Genomic DNA, 17,886 nt, shown 5'->3' on the forward strand with positions numbered 1-17,886 from the left:
AGAGGCTTTCAGCTGATAATGACCGAGTGGTCATGGGCGCTCTGGTCGCATTGGCGCTCTGACGATGTTCGCTACTTGGGTCAGCCCAGCAGGGTCGACCAGCCTTCAACGGTGTCTGCACCCCACTTGGCTTTCCACTCTTTCAGGGTCTTGTGGTTGCCGCCTTTGGTTTCGATGACTTCGCCGGAGTGCGGGTTCTTATACTGCTTTACGCGGCGGGCACGCTTGCTTGGCGCAGGCGCCTTGGCAGTACGGTTAGTACGAGTATTTTTTGCCTCCGGGTCGAGCAGGGCAATAACGTCGCGCAGCGATTTCTGGTACTGACCCATCAGCTCCCGAAGCTTGCCTTCGAATTCAAGTTCCTTTTGCAGCTTGTCATCCTGCGACATGTTCTTCAGGCGCTCCTGAAGTTCTTTGATAGCTTCTTCGGTAGCGCGGTATTCGTTGATAAGCGACATGTGGGCTTCCCTGATATGAGGATAAGGTTAAGGTTGTCCGTAATGGTAATCATGCAAATGCGGCAAGTAAATATAGCTCGGCAAATTACCGTTGTCGTACTCGAGATTTAAGTTGCGGCGTTTTTCCGATGCGGACGAATCTCGGACAACTTCTTTATTGATTTGTCTTGCCCACGGAAGCTGCCGTTTTCGGGCTTATGCCGTCGGCAATAGCGAAAAACGGCGATGGCTGCGATTTTACGCGTTGGGATAGAATGCGCGCCTCACGAACCGCGGAGTTACCTCGATGCGTACTTTCAGGCTGGTCATTGCCTGTCCGGATGGCGTTGGCATCGTCGCCAAGGTCAGTAATTTTCTCGCCACCTACAATGGATGGATTACCGAGGCGAGTCATCACTCCGACAGCCAGAGTGGCTGGTTCTTCATGCGTCATGAAATTCGCGCCGATTCATTGCCCTTCGATCTGGAAGGATTCCGCCAGGCCTTCGCGCCCATAGCCCGGGAATTCTCGATGGAGTGGCGCATCAGCGATTCGGAGCAGCGCAAGCGCGTGGTACTCATGGCGAGCCGCGAATCGCATTGCCTGGCGGACTTGCTGCATCGCTGGCACAGCGGCGAACTCGATTGCGAGATCCCTTGCGTGATAGCTAACCACGACGCCTTGCGCAGCATGGTCGAGTGGCATGGCATCCCCTATTTCCACGTACCGGTCATTGCGGGGCGCAAGGAAGAAGCATTCGCCGAAGTATCACGCCTGGTCAGGGCTCATGAGGCCGATGTGATCGTGCTTGCGCGTTACATGCAAATCCTGCCGCCCGATCTTTGCGAGCAGTTCGCCCAACAGGTCATCAATATCCATCACAGTTTCCTGCCGTCGTTCGTTGGTGCCAAACCCTATCACCAGGCGTCGCTCAGAGGCGTGAAGCTCATCGGTGCGACCTGCCACTACGTCACCGAAGAGTTGGATGCCGGGCCGATCATCGAGCAGGATGTCGTTCGCGTAACGCATCGAGACAGCATCGAAGACATGGTCCGCTTGGGCAAAGATGTCGAAAAAATGGTGTTGTCCCGCGGCTTGCGTTATCACCTCGAGGACCGTGTTCTCGTACACGACAACAAGACAGTCGTATTCAATTAAGCATGAGCACGCCTTTGGACAAAGCGACGAGCCAGGCCCCATCAACTATCGGTGAGGGCTGTGTTCGTCGTTATGATCCCGAGGAACTCAGCGAGAATCATGGCACGGAGTTTCCGGAGGCGGCGCAGTTGTGGCAGCGCTTGCAGGAACAAGCCCCTGATGGGCGTGATACGGCGGAAAAGTCATCGGGAAAGGACGGCTAAGGACGGGGCGGCAATGGACTGCCGTCTAACTTCCGCTATCAGCATGCTGCGCCAATCCGGTGCGTATTAGCCGCGCAATTTACAGGGACTTGTTTTCGGGATCGTCTTGCAGTTTCTCCCGTTCGAGTTCCAGTTTCTGCAATTCTTCCTTGAACGCCTGGTCTTGAACGCTGGCTTTTTTGCGCCAGGGTTTGCGTTCGGGTTCAACTTGGGCGGCGTAGGTAGTGACCTCCCCGCCATAAATGGTCTTGTATCGCTGCGCCTGGCGTTCGAGTTCGATGCGCAGTTCATCTTTGGTCACGTTTGGTCTATCGCTCGTTCAAGAATGGAATCTGCTCTGTGCAGGGTTGCGTATTGAAAGCAGATTGTTTGCGAGTTTCAAGATAAAACTGTTTGTTACGATGATCGGAGTGGCGAAACAGGAAGTGAATCGCTGGTGCAGGATGTTCCTGCGCACAGCCGACTTATGACTGTGCCGGCGCGATTTTCCAATGAAAAAGCCCCCTGCCTTGCGGAAGGGGGCTCTCTTTAGCGGCGTCGCTTAGCGGGCTACATTGGCTTCGACGCCCTCGGCGCGACCATATACGTCATCGAGGCGCTCGATGTCGTCTTCGCCGAGGTAGCTGCCCGACTGGACTTCGATAATTTCCAGCGGGATCTTGCCAGGGTTGGCGAGACGATGGACCGAAGTCACCGGAATGTAGGTGGACTGGTTCTCGGTCAGCAGGAAGGTCTTGTCATTGCAGGTGACCTGCGCGGTACCGGATACGACGATCCAGTGCTCGGCGCGGTGGTGGTGCATCTGCAGCGACAGGCTGGCGCCCGGGTTGACGCAGATCCGCTTGACCTGGAAGCGACCGCCCATGTCCACCGAGTCGTACCAGCCCCAGGGGCGGTAGACGGCGCAGTGGTTGTGGGTCTCGGAACGCTCCTTGGCATCGAGGGCGTTGACCAGTTTCTTGACGTCCTGGACCTTGTCCTTGTGCGCCACCATCAGCGCATCCTTGGTCTCCACCACGACCACGTCGTCCATGCCCAGCACGGTGACCAGCTTGCCATTGCTGTGGATCAGACTGTTGTGGGTGTCCATCGCGACGACGTCGCCCTTGACCACGTTGCCGTTCTCGTCCTTGGCGTGGACGTCCCAGATCGAGGACCAGGAGCCGACGTCGCTCCAGCCTGCCGACATTGGCACGACGCAAGCGAGCTGGGTCTTTTCCATCACGGCGTAGTCGATCGAGTTGTCCGGGCAGCAGGCGAAGGTTGCCGGGTCGATGAGGACTTCTTCGCCGTTGTGCAGGCTGCGCTCGAGCGCGGCCCAGCAGGTGTCGTAGATGTCCGGGTCGTGCTGCTTGAGCTCGTCGAGGAAGACGCTGGCGCGGAACAGGAACATGCCGCTGTTCCAGAAATAGTCGCCCGATTCGACGAACTGCTGAGCGCGCGCTTCGTCGGGTTTTTCAACGAACTGCATGACGCGATTGACGCCGTTGGGCAGGCCGTCGCGCTCGGAAAGATCGCACTTGATGTAGCCGAAACCGGTCTCGGGGCGGGTCGCTGGGATGCCGAACAGCACCAGCTTGCCACGTTCGGCGGCATTGGTGGCCAGGGCGAGCGAGCGCTGGAAGGCTTTCTGGTCTTCGATCACGTGGTCGGCGGGAAGTACCAGCAGCAGCTCGTCACGACCTTGCTCGATCAGCTTCATCGCGGAGATGGCGATGGCCGGCGCAGTGTTACGGCCGAAGGGCTCGAGCATCAGGCTCTGCACCGACAGCTTGCGGTTCTGCAGCTGCTCCTTGACGATGAAGCGGTGTTCCTTGTTGCACACCAGCACGGGTTGCTGCATGCCTTCGAACGCGAGGCGTTCGACGGTCTGTTGGAACAGGCTCTGTTCGCCGGTCAGTGCCAGGAACTGCTTGGGAAACTGTTTGCGGGACAGGGGCCAAAGCCGGGAACCGCTACCACCTGAAAGAATAACCGGGATCATGTGCGTTCTCCTGAATCGATTCGTTTGAAGTCTTTTCTTGTCCGATTAAGCGCAGCGCAAAGCCGCGTTGATGCATCGCTCATTTGAGCTGTCAGGTTCCACGGGCCGCGGAGTAGCGTTCCACGACTGAAAAGCCAAGGCGTGCCCGACGAGGCGTGAGCCCCAGGCAGCCGCAGTTTCTTCTCGCCTGCCGGCGAGCGGGAGTGATGTGAGCGACCTGGCCGCTGCCGGTGCTCCTGTTGGTTCTATCCACTGAACAGGACGAGCGCAGTGCCTCGCCACGGCAGTTCGACTGACCGGCAAAGCGCTGCTTCGCCGTGGATAGTCCGCGCGCGAATGGATCAGTCGTATCCATCGAGCGTCGAGACGCCGACTTGCCATGGCAAGCGGAGTGCTCAATATCCCGGGACCGCGGAGTGATCGCGCAGTGATCACTATCGGCGGATGAAGCGGGCAATACCTGTCGCGCTTCGGTCCGGAATGAAAAACGCAATTGTTTGATGACCCAGGGCACATTCATGTGCGACGTCCCTTTCCAATCCGGAATTGTCGGTACGCGCTTATGATGCTGGTGCCCTTAGATAGTTCCCGGGCATTTGTTTTTGGGGCAAAAGGTTGGAGGGTACGCGCCCGTTCCGACGAGCACTGCACCCGTTGTCCGTATCGAGAGCGGGGCGGCGAGGGCAGCCGCCCCGGAGGGGAGTAGAAGGGAAAGCGATCAGTCCACCGGTTCGGCCCTGAGGAAGACCAGGCGGTCGTCGGTCGAGCGCTCTTCGCTGAAGCGATAGCCCTTGTCGTCGAACGCCTTGAGTTGATCGACGTCGCGTATCCGATGCTTGATCACATGGCGAGCCATCAGGCCACGTGCTTTCTTGGCGTAGAAGCTGATGATCTTGTATTCACCGTTTTTCAAGTCACGAAACTCGGTTTCCACCACGCGGGCGGCCAGTGCTTTTCTTTTCACCGCGGAAAAGTATTCGTTGGATGCCAGGTTGAGCAGCACGTCATCTCCCTGCTCCCGTAGAGCTTCGCTCAGCCATTCGCTGATGCGCTCGTCCCAGAAGGCATAGAGGTCCTTACCGCGGGCATTGGCGAGCTTGGTGCCCATTTCCAGTCGGTAGGGCTGCATCAGGTCCAGCGGTCGCAGTACTCCGTACAGTCCCGACAGCATGCGCAGGTGCTTCTGCGCAAAATCGAAATCCTCTTCGCTGAAGTCCTGTGCGGCCAGCCCGGTGTAGACGTCGCCCTTGAAAGCCAGGATCGCCTGCCGTGAGTTCTCAGGGGTGAATTCCGGATCCCAGCCGCCATAACGCGCCACGTTGAGCGCTGCGAGCTTGTCCGACAGGTGCATCAGTTCGGCGACTTCCTGGGGCGAGAGCTTGCGAAGCTCATCGATCAGCACCTGGGAGTGGTCGAGGTATTGCGGTTGGGTATGGCGCCGGGTAGCAGGGGGCGTCTCGTAATCGAGGGTCTTGGCGGGGGATATCACCATCAGCATCAGCAGTCTCCATCAAATGGTGCCGATTCTAGGCGTGATGGGTCTCGCGGCTCCAGCTATCGGCGCGATTGTCCGTCCCGGCCAGCGGGATGCTTGACCTTCCCCTGGGGGCAAGGAGCAAGCTGTGTCGAGTTTCGAGGAGAGCGCCGATGACCGACTGCAACCATTCCCACTGGCATCCTTCCCATGATTACCGACCGCTGGAGCGGCAGTCCGAGCGGCAGGCCTGGAAGGTGGTGGCTTTGACCGGGGCGACGATGATTCTGGAAATCGGGGCGGGTCACCTGTTCAACTCGATGGCGTTGCTGGCCGACGGCTGGCACATGGCATCGCACATGGTGGCGATCGGTCTTGCGGCACTGGCCTACTATCTCGCCAGGCGCTTTGCGGGTGATCGCCGCTTTGCCTTCGGCACCTGGAAGATCGAAGTGCTGGCCGGGTTTGCCAGTGCCTTGCTGCTGGTTGTGGTGGCGGTGCTGATGCTCGGCGAATCGATCTGGCGCTTCTGGTCGCCTGCGCAGATCGCTTACGACGAGGCGCTCTGGGTGGCGGTGATCGGCCTGCTGGTAAACCTCTGGTCGGCGTGGCTGCTGCGTGGCCAGCATGAGCACGGGCATGCCCATCACGCCCATGCCGGTCATGGAGAGGGGCACCCGCATGGGCATGGCAAGGACCTCAACCGTCAGGCCGCCTTCGTGCATGTGTTGACCGATGGGTTGACCTCGGTGGCGGCGATCGTCGCGTTGCTCGGGGTGAAATATTACGGATGGGGCTGGCTGGACCCTCTGATGGGCGTGCTAGGCGCACTGGTGATCGGCATATGGGCCAAGGGGCTGCTGCTCGAGACCGCGAAGGCGCTACTCGATCGGGAAATGGACGATCCGCTGGTGGCGAAGGTTCGGCGGGCACTCGAGCAACTGCCCGATACCGAAGTGGTGGACTTGCATCTATGGCGCGTGGGGAAGGCGCAATACAGCTGCATCCTCAGTGTCGTCACCCATGGGGATCGCTCGGCGGACGATTACAAGGCGGTGCTGCATGGTTTTGCCGAGATCGTTCACGTCACCGCGGAGGTCAATCGCTGCGCTCTTGCGACGCATTTCGCAGGGCCTGGACTCGGGACTCTAGCGCGCTGAGCTCGGGACCGCCAAGCGCATTTCGTCGCGCGGAAAAAAAAGCCTCATCGGGTCGAAAAAGCCTTTCGCCGGTCATGTTTTTTACGGTATTACCAGAGACAGACCGCCGAAACCTGCAACACAGGTGGCGGCCTCGGGATGCTCCGAACCCACTGGCTCCCCAAGTCGCTCACCTTGCGCATGGCGGTTCGTATGCGACGGAGCGTCGTCTGCTCCGCGCCCGGCCAGACGAGAAAGGTGAAACCGCGTATGGATGATTACGGCAGACCCCGCGCTACGCAGCCCACGCTCTACGTGCTCGACACCAATGTGCTGATCCACGATCCCAACGCGTTGCTGAACTTCCAGGAGCATCACGTCGCGGTACCCATGACCGTCCTCGAAGAGCTGGACCAGCTCAAGACCGGGAAACATACGGTGGCCGCCGAGTGCCGCCAGGCGATTCGTCTGATCGACAAGGTGCTCGGCGAGGCGACACCGGAGGAAGTTGAAATGGGGGTGCCGATCCAGCGCGGCGCGGCGGGGCCGTGCGGCTGTTTGTCGATACTGATGAGCAAGCGCGCCGAACCGGTGACCTGGCTTCCCGAAGACCTCAACGATAACAAGATCATCAATCAGGTGGTGGAGTTGAAGGCCCGCCGCGGCGGCACGCCCGTGGTGCTGGTCACCAAGGACATCAACATGCGCCTCAAGGCGCGGGCCTGTGGTGTGGCCGCCGAGGATTACCACACCGACCAGTTGGTGGATGATATCGGCCAGCTGTCGCGCGGCTATCACGACATGAGTGGCTCGTTTTGGGACCGCGTCAGCAAGGTCGAGACGCGCCAGGCTCATGGCCGAACCTGGCACCGGGTGCAGCTGACCGACAATCTGCCCGCCGTGCACGTGAACGAATTCATCCTCGACGAGCAGGGCTTTGTCGGCTGGGTGAAGGGCATCAAGGCCGACGAACTGCTGATTCTCGATCTCCATCAGGAGCCGCTGCTGCATCAGGAGGCCTGGGGGCTACGGCCACGTGACATTTACCAGGCGCTGGCGCTTTTCGCCTTGCTCGATCCGGATATCCATCTAGTCAATCTGTCCGGTGCGGCAGGCTCGGGCAAGACGATTCTGGCCCTGGCTGCGGCGATCGAGCAGAGCATGGTCAGCAAGCGCTATCGGCGGATCATCGCGACGCGCAGTGTCCAGGGGCTCGATGAGGACATCGGCTTCCTGCCAGGCACCGAAGCGGAAAAGATGGAACCCTGGCTCGGTGCGATTACCGATAACCTCGAGGCTTTGCACATGGAGGACGAGAGCACCCATGGCAGCGTCGATTACATCCTCAGCAAGGTGCCGCTGCAGTTCAAATCACTCAACTACATTCGCGGGCGAAGCTTCCAGCAGAGCCTGATCCTGATCGACGAGTGCCAGAACCTGACGCCGCACCAGATGAAAACCATCATCACCCGTGCCGGTAGCGGCTCGAAAGTCGTGTGCCTGGGCAACCTTGCGCAGATCGACACGCCTTATCTGTCCGCCACCAGTTCCGGTCTTACCTACCTGACCGAACGCTTCAAAGACTTCCCCCACGGCGTCCATATCACCCTGCAAGGCGTGCCGCGTTCGGTACTCGCCGAATACGCAGAAGCACATATGTAACCAGACCGGCCGGCCCCGCTATGGGGCCGGAATGAAGCCGTCCTACCGGTATACAATGGGCGGCGTTCATTCCCGGAGTACCTTTTATGCTTACCCACCTGGATTCGCAGGGCCGCGCCAACATGGTCGACGTCACCGAAAAGGCGGTGACCTCCCGCGAGGCGACGGCCGAGGCGCTGGTGCGCATGCGTCCCGAAACCTTGCGCATGATCGAGGAGGGCGGCCACCCCAAGGGCGACGTGTTCGCCGTCGCTCGTATCGCCGGCATACAAGCCGCGAAGAAAACCCACGAATTGATCCCGCTATGCCACCCCCTATTGCTGACCAGCATCAAGGTCGAACTCGACGCCCTGGGCGAAGATCGGGTGCGTATCGTGGCGCGCTGCAGGCTGGCGGGGCAGACGGGCGTCGAGATGGAGGCGCTGACGGCGGCAAGCGTCGCGGCGCTCACTCTTTATGACATGTGCAAGGCGGTGGACCGCGGGATGGTCATCGAAGGCGTTCGGCTGCTGGAAAAACTCGGCGGCAAGAGCGGTCACTGGGAGGTCCCGGCATGATTCGCGTGCAGTATTTTGCCCGTTATCGAGAAGCGCTCGGGCTCGACGGCGAACAGCTGAATTGGGAGCCGACGTTTAGCAGAGTCGACGCGCTTCGCCATTTCCTGTTGGCGCGCGGAGGCGTCTGGGAGCTGATGGCCGAGCCGAATCTGATGTGCGCACGCAACCAGGAACTCTGCTCACTGGACGAGCCGCTCGAAGACGGCGACGAGGTCGCCTTCTTTCCGACCGTCACGGGAGGCTGAATGACCATTCGCGTACAGCAGCACAGTTTCGATCCGGGCGTCGAAGTGGGCGCCCTGCACTCGGCCAACCTGGGCATTGGCGCGGTCGCCAGTTTCGTCGGCTATGTTCGGGACTTCAACGATGGCCTCGAGGTGTCCGGGCTTTTTCTCGAGCATGCGCCTGGCATGACGGAGCATGCGCTGGAAAAGATCGCCAGCGAGGCCCATGAGCGCTGGCCACTGTTGGCGCTGGATATCCTGCATCGGGTCGGGCGTCTCGAGCCGGGCGATCCGATCGTGTTCGTCGGTGCCGCCAGCGCTCACCGCGATGCGGCATTCGATGCCTGCCGTTTCGTGATGGACTATCTCAAGACCCGCGCACCGTTCTGGAAAAAGGAAGACACGTCCGAGGGCGCGCGCTGGGTGGAAGGGCGCGCGAGCGATGAAGCCGCCGCTCGTGGCTGGTCGTCGAGCGGTTGATCAGCCGAAGGTGATGTACACCTTGTAGAGCAGCGACGAGAGCATGCAGACGACGCCCAGGCTCAGCAGTCCGACTCCCCATTCCTTGTCCCGGCAGTTGAAACCGACGCCGAGCAGCAGGAAGCCGGCAACGATCAGCAGTAGCATCCAATGGAAGGTATCCATCCGAATTCTCCTCTGGCCCGGATTTGATACCTGAAACTATAGACGGCCGTTGCGATGACGATCTGACCTGGGTCATCTCCGGTAGACCTGCAATAAAAAAGGCGAAGCCTTCGCTCCGCCTTTGTCACCGATCACCGTGAGCGCGGCACGGGCCTGAGCAGTGTGTCGGGGGGCATCTCGCAATTGATCTTGCGGCCGAGCAGCTCTTCGATGGGGGGCAGGGCGAAGGCGTCGTCTTCGCCGGCGAAGCTGATCGAAATGCCGCTGGTCCCGGCACGACCGGTGCGTCCGATGCGGTGCACGTAGTCGTCCGGATCTTCTGGCAGGGTAAAATTGATCACGTGGCTGATGCCGTCGACATGGATGCCTCGACCGGCGACATCGGTGGCTACCAGAACGCGAATCTTGCCTTCGCGAAATCCTTCCAGCACCTTGATGCGCTTGTGCTGGGGAACGTCTCCGGACATCTGCGCCGCGCTGATGCCGTCGCGCGTCAGGCGCTCCTCGATGCGGCGTACCTCGTCCTTGCGATTGGCGAACACCATGACGCGTTCCCAGTCGTTCTGGCTGATGAGGTTATAGAGCAGCTTGTACTTGTCGCTGCTGGCCACCGCATAGACGTGTTGTTCGACGGTGTCGCTGGCGACGTTTTCCGGCTCGATTTCGACGATGGCCGGGTTCACCGTCCACTGCTTGGCCAGATTCATCACGTCTTCGGTGAAGGTCGCCGAGAACAGCAGTGTCTGGCGCTCGCCCTTCATGGGCGTCTGGCGAATGATCTGGCGCACCTGGGGAATGAAGCCCATGTCCAGCATCCGGTCGGCTTCGTCCAGGACCATCACCTCGACCATGTCCAGGTGCACTTCGCCGCGCTGGTTGAAGTCCAGCAGGCGCCCGGGCGTGGCCACCAGAATGTCGCAGTATCGCGATTCGAGCTGCTTGAGCTGCTTGTCGAAGTCCATCCCGCCCACGAAGCTCATGACGTTCAGGCCGCTGTACTTGGTCAGTGCCAGCGCATCGTTGGCGATCTGCACCACCAGCTCACGGGTCGGGGCGATGATCAGCGCGCGCGGTTCGCCCATATAGCGCTCTTTCGGAGGTGGCGTCTGTTGCAGCTGGCTGATGATGGAGATGAGGAAGGCGGCGGTCTTGCCAGTGCCGGTCTGGGCGCGGCCGATGGCGTCGCGCCCCTTGAGCGTGAATCCCAGCACCTGCGCCTGGATCGGCGTGCAATAGGGGAAGCCCAGGTCCTGAATCGCATGCATCAGCTCAGGCGTCAGGTCGAAATCGTGAAAACGCGTCTTGCCTTCGGCCGGTTCGACCTGAAAGTCCTCCAGTTTCCATGCTGGCATTGGCGGTTTGCTGGGCTTTGCTCGGGAGGGCTTGCTGGTCTGTCGCGGTGCGCCTGGTTCAGCGGCTGGTTCGCTTTGCGGACGGCTCGGTGGCGTTGCGTCAATTGCCTGGGCGTCGTCTTGGCTGGTGCGAACTGCTGGCTCGGCGGACTGTTCGGGCGAACCCTTGGCGAAGATGTTCTTGAGTGCTTTGAGCACGGTCTTCTCGTCATTGATTGATAGGATCACTCGCCAGTGTAATGCAAGACGCAGGCAGGGCGAAGTCCGCGCCGAGCTTGGCTTGCGGCGCTACCTCTTATGCTTGTCGAGACGGGGGTGCGCTCAGCCGCAGAGGCAGTTGCGGCCTTGCTGTTTGGCCTTGTACAGCGCCTTGTCGGCGCGGCCAATCAGGCTTTGCAGGTTGTCTTTCGGGCGCATGGGGGCAAGACCGATGGAGACGGTAACGCCGGGAAGTATGCCGACCGGGGAATAGAAGTCATTGATCTGCTCGAGACTCGTGCGAAGGCGTTCACCGATCGAGCGCGCTTCATCTATGCCCAGTTCGGGCAGCAGGATGACGAATTCTTCGCCACCGTAGCGGGTGAGGCTGTCCTTCGGGCGCAACTGGTTGCGCAACGTGTGGGCCACCAGGCACAACGCGTAGTCACCGGCGAGGTGCCCGTGCCGGTCGTTGTAGGCCTTGAAGTGGTCGACGTCGAGCATGAGCATGCTCAGCGGTTGTTCGTTGAATGCGCAGCGTGTGCTCTCACGTTCATACACATGGTCGAGCCAGCGCCGGTTGAAAGCCCCGGTCAGCGTGTCGATTTTGGCGTTCTGCTCGCTGTCGATGATGATACGGTTGCCCTGTCGTACACGTTCGCAGAGCAGTTGCACCAGGTTCTGCATCAAGGCAGGCGACTGGGTGAGCAGCGGCAGGGTGCGATTGTGCAGACGCAGCAGCAGGGTCGGCTGACGCGCCACGACATAGGCCGAGGGCGCATGATTGTCGACGAAGCTGATTTCACCCACGCAATCGTTTACACCAAGGCTGCGTACCGGCTGGCTGTCGAGGGATTCGAGGTAGACCTCGAGCTCGCCACCGAGGATCAGATAAAGATAATTGTTGCGCTTGAAGGGCGTGAGCAGTATCTCGCCCGGCTCGAGTTCACACGCCTGCAATTCCTGGAGCAGCGGCTTGAGGCTGGCTGGGTTGACGTTGTGCATCAGTCGCATCTGCATCAGTTGCTGCAGGTTCTCTTGCCAGAAAACCGTCTTCATCGCACAAGCGCATCCAACTGCTTTACCCGGGTCGTACACATCGCGAACTGCTCTCCTCGTCTGGGTGGTCTGCTTCGACTCCCGTCGAGGCGAGTGGTGCTCGGTCGGGAGGCGAAAAGCAGAACCAGTCCGCTTTTTGCGGCTAGCGTAGCGGCGTTGCGATTCTCATGTATGCGTTTGGTCACAAAACCGAAGCCGAGCGGCTTGCGGGATCATCAGTTCTTGGAACCAAGCCTCTTTTCCAGCCAGTCACCGATGTCGTTTATCTCTTCGATCATCACTTCATGCGCCATCGGATAGTCCTGCCAGGTCACGGGCACGCCCGCCGTCTTCAGCTGGTCATAGGCTGTGCGGCCCATCTGTGGAAGCACCACATCGTCGCGAGTACCGTGCAGACAGAGTACGGGCAGGGCGCGTTGGCTAGGCGAAAGCGACAGCTCGTCGACGAAGGTGGGGGCGTACGTCGACAGAGCGATCACTCCCCCAAGGGCGTCGGGCCAGCGCAGGAAGGCGGTGTGCAGTACCACGGCGCCGCCTTGGGAAAAGCCTGCGAGTATCACGCGGCGAGGATCGATCCCCTTGTCGCGCTGTTCCTCGATCAATGACATGACCCGTTCGGACGAGGCCTCCAGTTGCTCCTGATCGATCGCCCTGGCCGGGCTCATCGCGAGGATGTCGTACCAGCTGGGCATCTGCCAGCCGCCGTTGATGGTTACCGCCTGGGTGGGTGCCTGGGGAAGCACGAACCGCGTGGAGACAAGTTTTTGCTGAAGCATTTGCGCGACCGGAAGGAAATCGGTGCGGTCCGCGCCGAGTCCGTGCAGCCAGATGACGCAGCTGTCTGCGGGCGAGGTGGGTTCTACGATCAAGGCATCGCTCATGGTGGCTCCAATTTGGGGCGCTCGAAAAAATGTGCGCATTGAAATAGGGCGTTCGGGTGGGAAGGTGACAGCCGATCACTGAACAGTAGCGCTCGGTTTCTTCTTTTGTCATGCCTCGGCCACGGATGTGGGGGTGTTGATATCGGTTCGGATGGGCATTCAGGTGGTGGCGCTCTGATATTCCGTGGTGTTTCGCGGCTCCGCTTACGGTTTTACAAATCTGGTTGTGCTATCGGCCCACGCTGGTACGCCGCTTGCTTTGTCCTGGCGGGGCTGCGAGGAGTTCATGGCGGTAACGCCGAGCCGATGCAGGTAGGCGGAGCCCCGATGCGGGTATCCCAACTTTTGATCGTTTCGGCCCATCGGTTCGATGAGCGAGAAGGGAGTCGATGGCCGATCAAAGATTTGGCGATTAGACTCCCGGCTAGTTTTGCTTCCGCCCGTTTCGCTTCGAGACGTGCCTGCCTCACAAGGGCGAGGGAGCAGGACCGGAACTCCGCACAATAAGAGCAACTGGAGGTTTTGATGAAAATGATGAAATCCACCCTGGCTGTCGTGATCGCTGCAGCTGCGCTGAGCGTCACCGGTATCGCCAACGCCGGGGCCACCCTGGATGCGGTGAAGAAGAAGGGTTTCGTTCAATGTGGTATCAGCGATGGCCTTCCGGGCTTTTCCTACGCTGATGCCAAGGGGGAGTACAAAGGGATTGACGTCGACGTTTGCCGCGCAGTTGCTGCAGCGGTATTCGGCGATGCCAGCAAGGTCAAGTACAGCGCACTGACCGCCAAGGAGCGCTTCACCGCGCTGCAGTCGGGCGAAGTCGACGTGCTGTCGCGCAATACCACCTGGACCAGTTCGCGCGATGCGGCCATGGGCCTGAACTTCACCGGCGTCACCTACTATGACGGCCAGGGCTTCCTGGTGAACAAGAAAGTCGGTGTCTCCAGTGCCAAGGAGCTCGACGGTGCCACGGTTTGTATCCAGGCCGGTACCACTACCGAGCTGAACCTGTCCGACTACTTCCGCGCCAACAACCTGCAGTACACCCCCATCACTTACGACACCTCCGACGAGAGCGCCAAGTCGCTGGAGTCCGGTCGTTGCGACGTGCTGACCTCCGACCAGTCCCAGCTGTACGCCCAGCGCATCAAGCTGGCCAGCCCGGACGACTACGTGGTACTGCCGGAAGTGATCTCCAAGGAGCCTCTCGGCCCATCGACCCGCCAGGGCGACGAGGAGTGGTTCGACATCGTGCGCTGGTCGCTGTTCGCGATGGTCAACGCCGAAGAGCTTGGCCTCACCTCGGCCAACGTCGAAGAAATGGCCAAGACCACCAAGAATCCCGACGTGGCGCGTCTGCTCGGTGCCGAAGGTGAATATGGCAAGGATCTGAAGCTGCCCAAAGACTGGGCTGTGCAGATCGTCAAGCAGGTGGGCAACTACGGTGAAGTCTTCGACCGCAACGTCGGTGCCGGCAGCGAGCTGAAGATCGAGCGTGGTCTCAACGCCCTCTGGAACAACGGTGGTCTGCAATACGCACCGCCGGTGCGTTGACCGTCCCGGCCGCTGCCACTGGCGGCCGTGTTTCCGTTTTGGCTTAACGTTTCCGGCACACCTATGTGTGCCGGTCGCGTTTCGTGAGGCTTTTTAATGCGAACCACCAGTAAAGCCGCGCCGTCTGCGGGGTCGTACATGCGCGATCCCAAAGTCCGTGCCTGGCTGTTCCAGATCATTGCCGTCGCCGCCGTTGTCGGCATCGGTTGGTACCTTTTCCACAACACCCAAACAAACCTGGCGAATCGGGGGATCACGTCAGGGTTCGGTTTTCTCAATAATTCCGCGGGATTCGGCATTCCGCAGCATCTGATCGATTACACCGAAAGCGACAGTTATGGTCGGGTGTTCTGGGTTGGCTTGCTGAACACGCTGTTGGTCAGCATCGTGGGTATCGTGCTGGCGACCATCCTTGGATTCATCCTCGGGATCGCACGGTTATCGCCCAATTGGCTGATCCGCAAGCTCGCTACCGTCTACATCGAAACCTTCCGCAACATCCCACCACTCCTGCAGATCTTCTTCTTTTACTTCGCCGTGCTGGCGCCGCTGCCGGGTCCGAGGGACAGCATTTCGCTGTGGGACATGTTCTTCTTGAACAACCGCGGTCTGCAGATGCCGGCGCCGTTCGCGGCCGAGGGCATGTGGCCGTTCCTGATCGCACTGCTGGTGGCCGTTGTCGCGGTGGTCGTCCTACATCGCTGGGCGCGTCTGCGGCGGCATGCGACAGGCGAGCGCTTCCCGGTGCTGTGGACCAGCCTGGGGCTGCTGATTGGCTTGCCATTGCTGGCTGTGCTGGCATTCGGTGCGCCGTTTCACTGGCAGGTACCGGAGCTGCAGCGCTTCAACATCCGCGGCGGCTGGGTGATCATTCCCGAGCTGGTATCCATCGTGCTGGCGCTGTCGATCTATACCGCTGCCTTCATCGGCGAAACCGTGCGTGCGGGCATTCAATCGGTCAGTCACGGGCAAACCGAAGCGGCTGGCTCGCTGGGCCTGCGCCCTGGGCAGACGCTGCGCCTGGTGATCGTACCGCAGGCCATGCGGGTGATCATCCCGCCGCTGACCAGCCAGTACCTCAACCTGGCGAAGAACTCGTCGCTCGCCGCCGCCATCGGTTATCCCGACATGGTCTCGCTGTTCGCCGGCACGGTTCTCAACCAGACCGGTCAGGCGATCGAAACCATGGCGATCACCATGAGTGTCTACCTGGCCATCAGCATCAGCATTTCGATCCTGATGAACTGGTACAACAAGCGCATCGCGCTTATCGAGCGGTGAGGATAAGCCTGTGACTACGCATATATTCAAACCTGACTTGCCGGCACCGAGCAGAAACGTCGGGGTCGTCGGCTGGATGCGCAGCAACCTGTTCTCCAGCTGGTTCAACACCCTGATGACGCTGGCCGGACTTTATCTGGTCTGGCTGATCATTCCACCGCTGCTCAACTGGGCCTTCATCCAGGCCGACTGGACGGGCGATGCCCGCTCCGACTGCTCGCGTGAAGGTGCTTGCTGGGTGTTCATCCAGAGCCGTTTCGCCCAGTTCATGTACGGGTTCTACCCGGCTGACCTGCGTTGGCGCGTCGATCTGGCCGCGGTATTGGCGGTCGTGGGTGCGGTGCCGCTGTTTCTGAAGAAAACGCCTCACAAGGCCCGTTTCGGGATCGGTTATCTGATCGCCTATCCGCTGATCGCCTACTGGCTTCTGCATGGCGGGTTCCTTGGCATGCAGACGGTATCGACCAGCCAGTGGGGTGGTCTGATGCTAACCATCATCATTGCGGCGGTCGGTATCGCCGGTGCCTTGCCGCTGGGCATCCTGCTGGCGCTCGGGCGTCGCTCGGAAATGCCGGCGATCCGCGTGATCTGCGTGACCTTCATCGAGTTCTGGCGTGGCGTCCCGCTGATCACCGTGCTGTTCATGTCGTCGGTCATGCTGCCGCTGTTCCTGCCCGAGGGCATGAACCTCGACAAACTGATGCGCGCGATGGTGATGATCATCTTCTTCGAGGCGGCCTATATCGCCGAAGTCGTGCGTGGCGGGCTGCAGGCGATTCCCAAGGGGCAGTACGAGGCGGCCGCGGCGATGGGCCTGGGCTACTGGCGCAGCATGATGCTGGTGATCCTGCCGCAGGCGCTCAAGCTGGTCATCCCGGGCATCGTCAACACCTTCATCGCGCTGTTCAAGGACACCAGTCTGGTGATCATCATCGGTCTGTTCGACTTCCTCAATAGCATCAAGCGCGCGACGGCCGACCCGGCCTGGCTGGGTATGTCCACCGAGGGCTATGTCTTCGCCGCGTTCGTCTACTGGATTTTCTGTTTCGGCATGTCCCGCTACTCCATGCATCTGGAGCACAAGCTGGACCGGGGCCACAAGCGTTAGGAGTGAACATGAACGATATGAACAAGCAGCCCGCTAGCGCCGATCAGTTGATGATCCAGATGGAGGGTGTGCACAAATGGTACGGCCAGTTCCACGTGCTCAAGGACATCAACCTGAACGTCACCCAGGGTGAGCGCATCGTGTTGTGCGGTCCCTCCGGCTCGGGCAAGTCGACGACCATTCGTTGCCTCAATCGGCTTGAAGAGCACCAGCAGGGTCGGATCGTCGTCGATGGCCATGAGCTGACCAACGACCTCAAGCAGATCGAAACCATTCGCAGCGAAGTGGGCATGGTTTTCCAGCATTTCAATCTGTTTCCCCATCTGACCGTGCTGCAGAACTGCACGCTGGCGCCGATGTGGGTGCGCAAGATGCCCAAGCGTCAGGCCGAGGAAATAGCCATGCAATATCTGGAGCGCGTGCGCATTCCGGAGCAGGCCAACAAGTATCCCGGTCAGCTTTCCGGCGGCCAGCAGCAGCGTGTGGCGATCGCTCGTGCGCTGTGCATGAAGCCCAAGATCATGCTGTTCGACGAGCCGACCTCGGCCCTCGATCCGGAAATGGTCAAGGAGGTGCTGGACACCATGATCGGGCTCGCCCAGGACGGCATGACCATGCTCTGCGTGACCCACGAGATGGGCTTTGCGCGCACCGTGGCCAATCGGGTGATCTTCATGGACAAGGGTGAGATCGTCGAACAGGCGGCTCCGGAGAAGTTCTTCACCAATCCGGAAAACGAGCGTACCCAGCTGTTCCTCAGTCAGATCCTGCACTGAATCCAGTAGCTGGCCGGGCGGTGTGCAACGCACCGCCGGGCGTTACGACGGAGGACGGGTGTTTGCCCGTCCTCCGTTCGCTTGAGGGTCGCGAAAAATTTGCGACCAGCCGCCGACATCCGGTTCCGCGCTTAGCCTCGCGCCGCCTGATGAGCTAGAATGCACGCCCTCTACGCTCCCCCCTTCGAGGCTG

Annotated in this window: 18 protein-coding genes; 10 read left to right on the top strand and 8 right to left on the bottom strand. The window is 60.3% G+C overall.

Annotated elements, in window-relative coordinates; all coding sequences use genetic code 11:
• Positions 1-80 precede the first annotated feature (80 nt).
• Entirely contained in the window at positions 81-458 is a 378-nt protein-coding gene (gene mvaT, locus G7026_RS01835; RefSeq protein WP_181068936.1) for a histone-like nucleoid-structuring protein MvaT, read from the bottom strand.
• A 286-nt stretch (positions 459-744) separates the two neighbouring features.
• On the opposite strand from mvaT, the gene purU reads away from it, so the two are divergent.
• The gene (purU, locus tag G7026_RS01840; RefSeq protein ID WP_181068937.1) at positions 745-1,596 is read left to right on the top strand and encodes a formyltetrahydrofolate deformylase; all 852 of its coding nucleotides are present in this window, start codon (positions 745-747) and stop codon (positions 1,594-1,596) included.
• Positions 1,597-1,878: 282 nt separating this feature from the next.
• Here the strand turns inward: purU and G7026_RS01845 are convergent, their stop codons facing one another.
• The 3 genes from G7026_RS01845 to yaaA all read right to left on the bottom strand — a co-directional run bounded on the left by G7026_RS01845 (position 1,879) and on the right by yaaA (position 5,281).
• Positions 1,879-2,100 (bottom strand): hypothetical protein, encoded by a 222-nt coding sequence (locus G7026_RS01845; RefSeq protein ID WP_181068938.1) that lies wholly within the window; start codon positions 2,098-2,100, stop codon positions 1,879-1,881.
• A gap of 240 nt (positions 2,101-2,340) precedes the next feature.
• Positions 2,341-3,783 (bottom strand): mannose-1-phosphate guanylyltransferase/mannose-6-phosphate isomerase, encoded by a 1,443-nt coding sequence (locus tag G7026_RS01850; RefSeq protein WP_181068939.1) that lies wholly within the window; start codon positions 3,781-3,783, stop codon positions 2,341-2,343.
• A 718-nt stretch (positions 3,784-4,501) separates the two neighbouring features.
• Positions 4,502-5,281 carry a peroxide stress protein YaaA gene (gene yaaA / locus G7026_RS01855; RefSeq protein WP_181068940.1) on the bottom strand — a complete coding sequence of 260 codons (780 nt, stop codon included), beginning with the start codon at positions 5,279-5,281 and terminating at the stop codon, positions 4,502-4,504.
• 149 nt (positions 5,282-5,430) lie between these two features.
• Between yaaA and dmeF the strand changes: the two genes are divergently transcribed.
• The 5 genes from dmeF (at position 5,431) to G7026_RS01880 (ending at position 9,319) form a co-directional block, all read left to right on the top strand.
• Positions 5,431-6,417: a CDF family Co(II)/Ni(II) efflux transporter DmeF gene (dmeF, locus tag G7026_RS01860; RefSeq protein WP_181068941.1), complete on the top strand. Its 987-nt coding sequence runs from the start codon at positions 5,431-5,433 to the stop codon at positions 6,415-6,417.
• Positions 6,418-6,666: 249 nt separating this feature from the next.
• On the top strand, positions 6,667-8,058 hold the full coding sequence (locus G7026_RS01865; protein WP_181068942.1) for a PhoH family protein: 1,392 nt from the start codon (positions 6,667-6,669) through the stop codon (positions 8,056-8,058).
• Positions 8,059-8,144: 86 nt separating this feature from the next.
• Positions 8,145-8,615, top strand: a complete 471-nt coding sequence (moaC, locus tag G7026_RS01870) for a cyclic pyranopterin monophosphate synthase MoaC (protein ID WP_181068943.1) — start codon at positions 8,145-8,147, stop codon at positions 8,613-8,615.
• Positions 8,612-8,860 carry a MoaD/ThiS family protein gene (locus G7026_RS01875; RefSeq protein ID WP_181068944.1) on the top strand — a complete coding sequence of 83 codons (249 nt, stop codon included), beginning with the start codon at positions 8,612-8,614 and terminating at the stop codon, positions 8,858-8,860. The genes moaC and G7026_RS01875 overlap by 4 nt, the downstream gene beginning before the upstream one ends.
• Positions 8,861-9,319, top strand: coding sequence for a molybdenum cofactor biosynthesis protein MoaE (locus G7026_RS01880; protein WP_181068945.1), 459 nt, complete (start codon positions 8,861-8,863; stop codon positions 9,317-9,319).
• Here the strand turns inward: G7026_RS01880 and G7026_RS01885 are convergent, their stop codons facing one another.
• From G7026_RS01885 to G7026_RS01900, 4 genes are all read right to left on the bottom strand, one after another.
• Complete coding sequence (locus G7026_RS01885) at positions 9,320-9,484, bottom strand: hypothetical protein (RefSeq protein ID WP_178080337.1); 165 nt, start codon at positions 9,482-9,484, stop codon at positions 9,320-9,322.
• 131 nt (positions 9,485-9,615) lie between these two features.
• On the bottom strand, positions 9,616-11,034 hold the full coding sequence (rhlB, locus tag G7026_RS01890; protein WP_181068946.1) for an ATP-dependent RNA helicase RhlB: 1,419 nt from the start codon (positions 11,032-11,034) through the stop codon (positions 9,616-9,618).
• A gap of 123 nt (positions 11,035-11,157) precedes the next feature.
• The gene (locus G7026_RS01895; protein ID WP_181068947.1) at positions 11,158-12,093 is read right to left on the bottom strand and encodes a GGDEF domain-containing protein; all 936 of its coding nucleotides are present in this window, start codon (positions 12,091-12,093) and stop codon (positions 11,158-11,160) included.
• Between the two features lie 215 nt (positions 12,094-12,308).
• Entirely contained in the window at positions 12,309-12,974 is a 666-nt protein-coding gene (locus G7026_RS01900; RefSeq protein WP_181068948.1) for an alpha/beta hydrolase, read from the bottom strand.
• Positions 12,975-13,499: 525 nt separating this feature from the next.
• Between G7026_RS01900 and G7026_RS01905 the strand changes: the two genes are divergently transcribed.
• From G7026_RS01905 to G7026_RS01920, 4 genes are all read left to right on the top strand, one after another.
• The gene (locus tag G7026_RS01905; protein ID WP_181068949.1) at positions 13,500-14,528 is read left to right on the top strand and encodes an amino acid ABC transporter substrate-binding protein; all 1,029 of its coding nucleotides are present in this window, start codon (positions 13,500-13,502) and stop codon (positions 14,526-14,528) included.
• 96 nt (positions 14,529-14,624) lie between these two features.
• Positions 14,625-15,809 (top strand): amino acid ABC transporter permease, encoded by a 1,185-nt coding sequence (locus G7026_RS01910; protein WP_181068950.1) that lies wholly within the window; start codon positions 14,625-14,627, stop codon positions 15,807-15,809.
• Between the two features lie 10 nt (positions 15,810-15,819).
• Positions 15,820-16,917 (top strand): amino acid ABC transporter permease, encoded by a 1,098-nt coding sequence (locus G7026_RS01915; protein ID WP_181068951.1) that lies wholly within the window; start codon positions 15,820-15,822, stop codon positions 16,915-16,917.
• A gap of 8 nt (positions 16,918-16,925) precedes the next feature.
• Positions 16,926-17,693: an amino acid ABC transporter ATP-binding protein gene (locus G7026_RS01920; protein ID WP_181068952.1), complete on the top strand. Its 768-nt coding sequence runs from the start codon at positions 16,926-16,928 to the stop codon at positions 17,691-17,693.
• Positions 17,694-17,886 lie beyond the last annotated feature (193 nt).

The organism is Stutzerimonas azotifigens (assembly GCF_013522725.1).
Lineage (GTDB): Bacteria > Pseudomonadota > Gammaproteobacteria > Pseudomonadales > Pseudomonadaceae > Stutzerimonas > Stutzerimonas azotifigens_A.

Coding starts and splice junctions, on each gene's coding strand:
- dmeF (WP_181068941.1), top strand. CDS start 5,431: ATGACCGACTGCAACCATTCCCACTGGCATCCTTCCCATGATTACCGA.
- G7026_RS01895 (WP_181068947.1), bottom strand. CDS start 12,093: ATGAAGACGGTTTTCTGGCAAGAGAACCTGCAGCAACTGATGCAGATG.
- G7026_RS01910 (WP_181068950.1), top strand. CDS start 14,625: ATGCGAACCACCAGTAAAGCCGCGCCGTCTGCGGGGTCGTACATGCGC.
- purU (WP_181068937.1), top strand. CDS start 745: ATGCGTACTTTCAGGCTGGTCATTGCCTGTCCGGATGGCGTTGGCATC.
- G7026_RS01885 (WP_178080337.1), bottom strand. CDS start 9,484: ATGGATACCTTCCATTGGATGCTACTGCTGATCGTTGCCGGCTTCCTG.
- G7026_RS01900 (WP_181068948.1), bottom strand. CDS start 12,974: ATGAGCGATGCCTTGATCGTAGAACCCACCTCGCCCGCAGACAGCTGC.
- G7026_RS01865 (WP_181068942.1), top strand. CDS start 6,667: ATGGATGATTACGGCAGACCCCGCGCTACGCAGCCCACGCTCTACGTG.
- mvaT (WP_181068936.1), bottom strand. CDS start 458: ATGTCGCTTATCAACGAATACCGCGCTACCGAAGAAGCTATCAAAGAA.
- G7026_RS01850 (WP_181068939.1), bottom strand. CDS start 3,783: ATGATCCCGGTTATTCTTTCAGGTGGTAGCGGTTCCCGGCTTTGGCCC.
- G7026_RS01875 (WP_181068944.1), top strand. CDS start 8,612: ATGATTCGCGTGCAGTATTTTGCCCGTTATCGAGAAGCGCTCGGGCTC.
- G7026_RS01880 (WP_181068945.1), top strand. CDS start 8,861: ATGACCATTCGCGTACAGCAGCACAGTTTCGATCCGGGCGTCGAAGTG.
- yaaA (WP_181068940.1), bottom strand. CDS start 5,281: ATGCTGATGGTGATATCCCCCGCCAAGACCCTCGATTACGAGACGCCC.
- G7026_RS01905 (WP_181068949.1), top strand. CDS start 13,500: ATGAAAATGATGAAATCCACCCTGGCTGTCGTGATCGCTGCAGCTGCG.
- G7026_RS01920 (WP_181068952.1), top strand. CDS start 16,926: ATGAACGATATGAACAAGCAGCCCGCTAGCGCCGATCAGTTGATGATC.
- moaC (WP_181068943.1), top strand. CDS start 8,145: ATGCTTACCCACCTGGATTCGCAGGGCCGCGCCAACATGGTCGACGTC.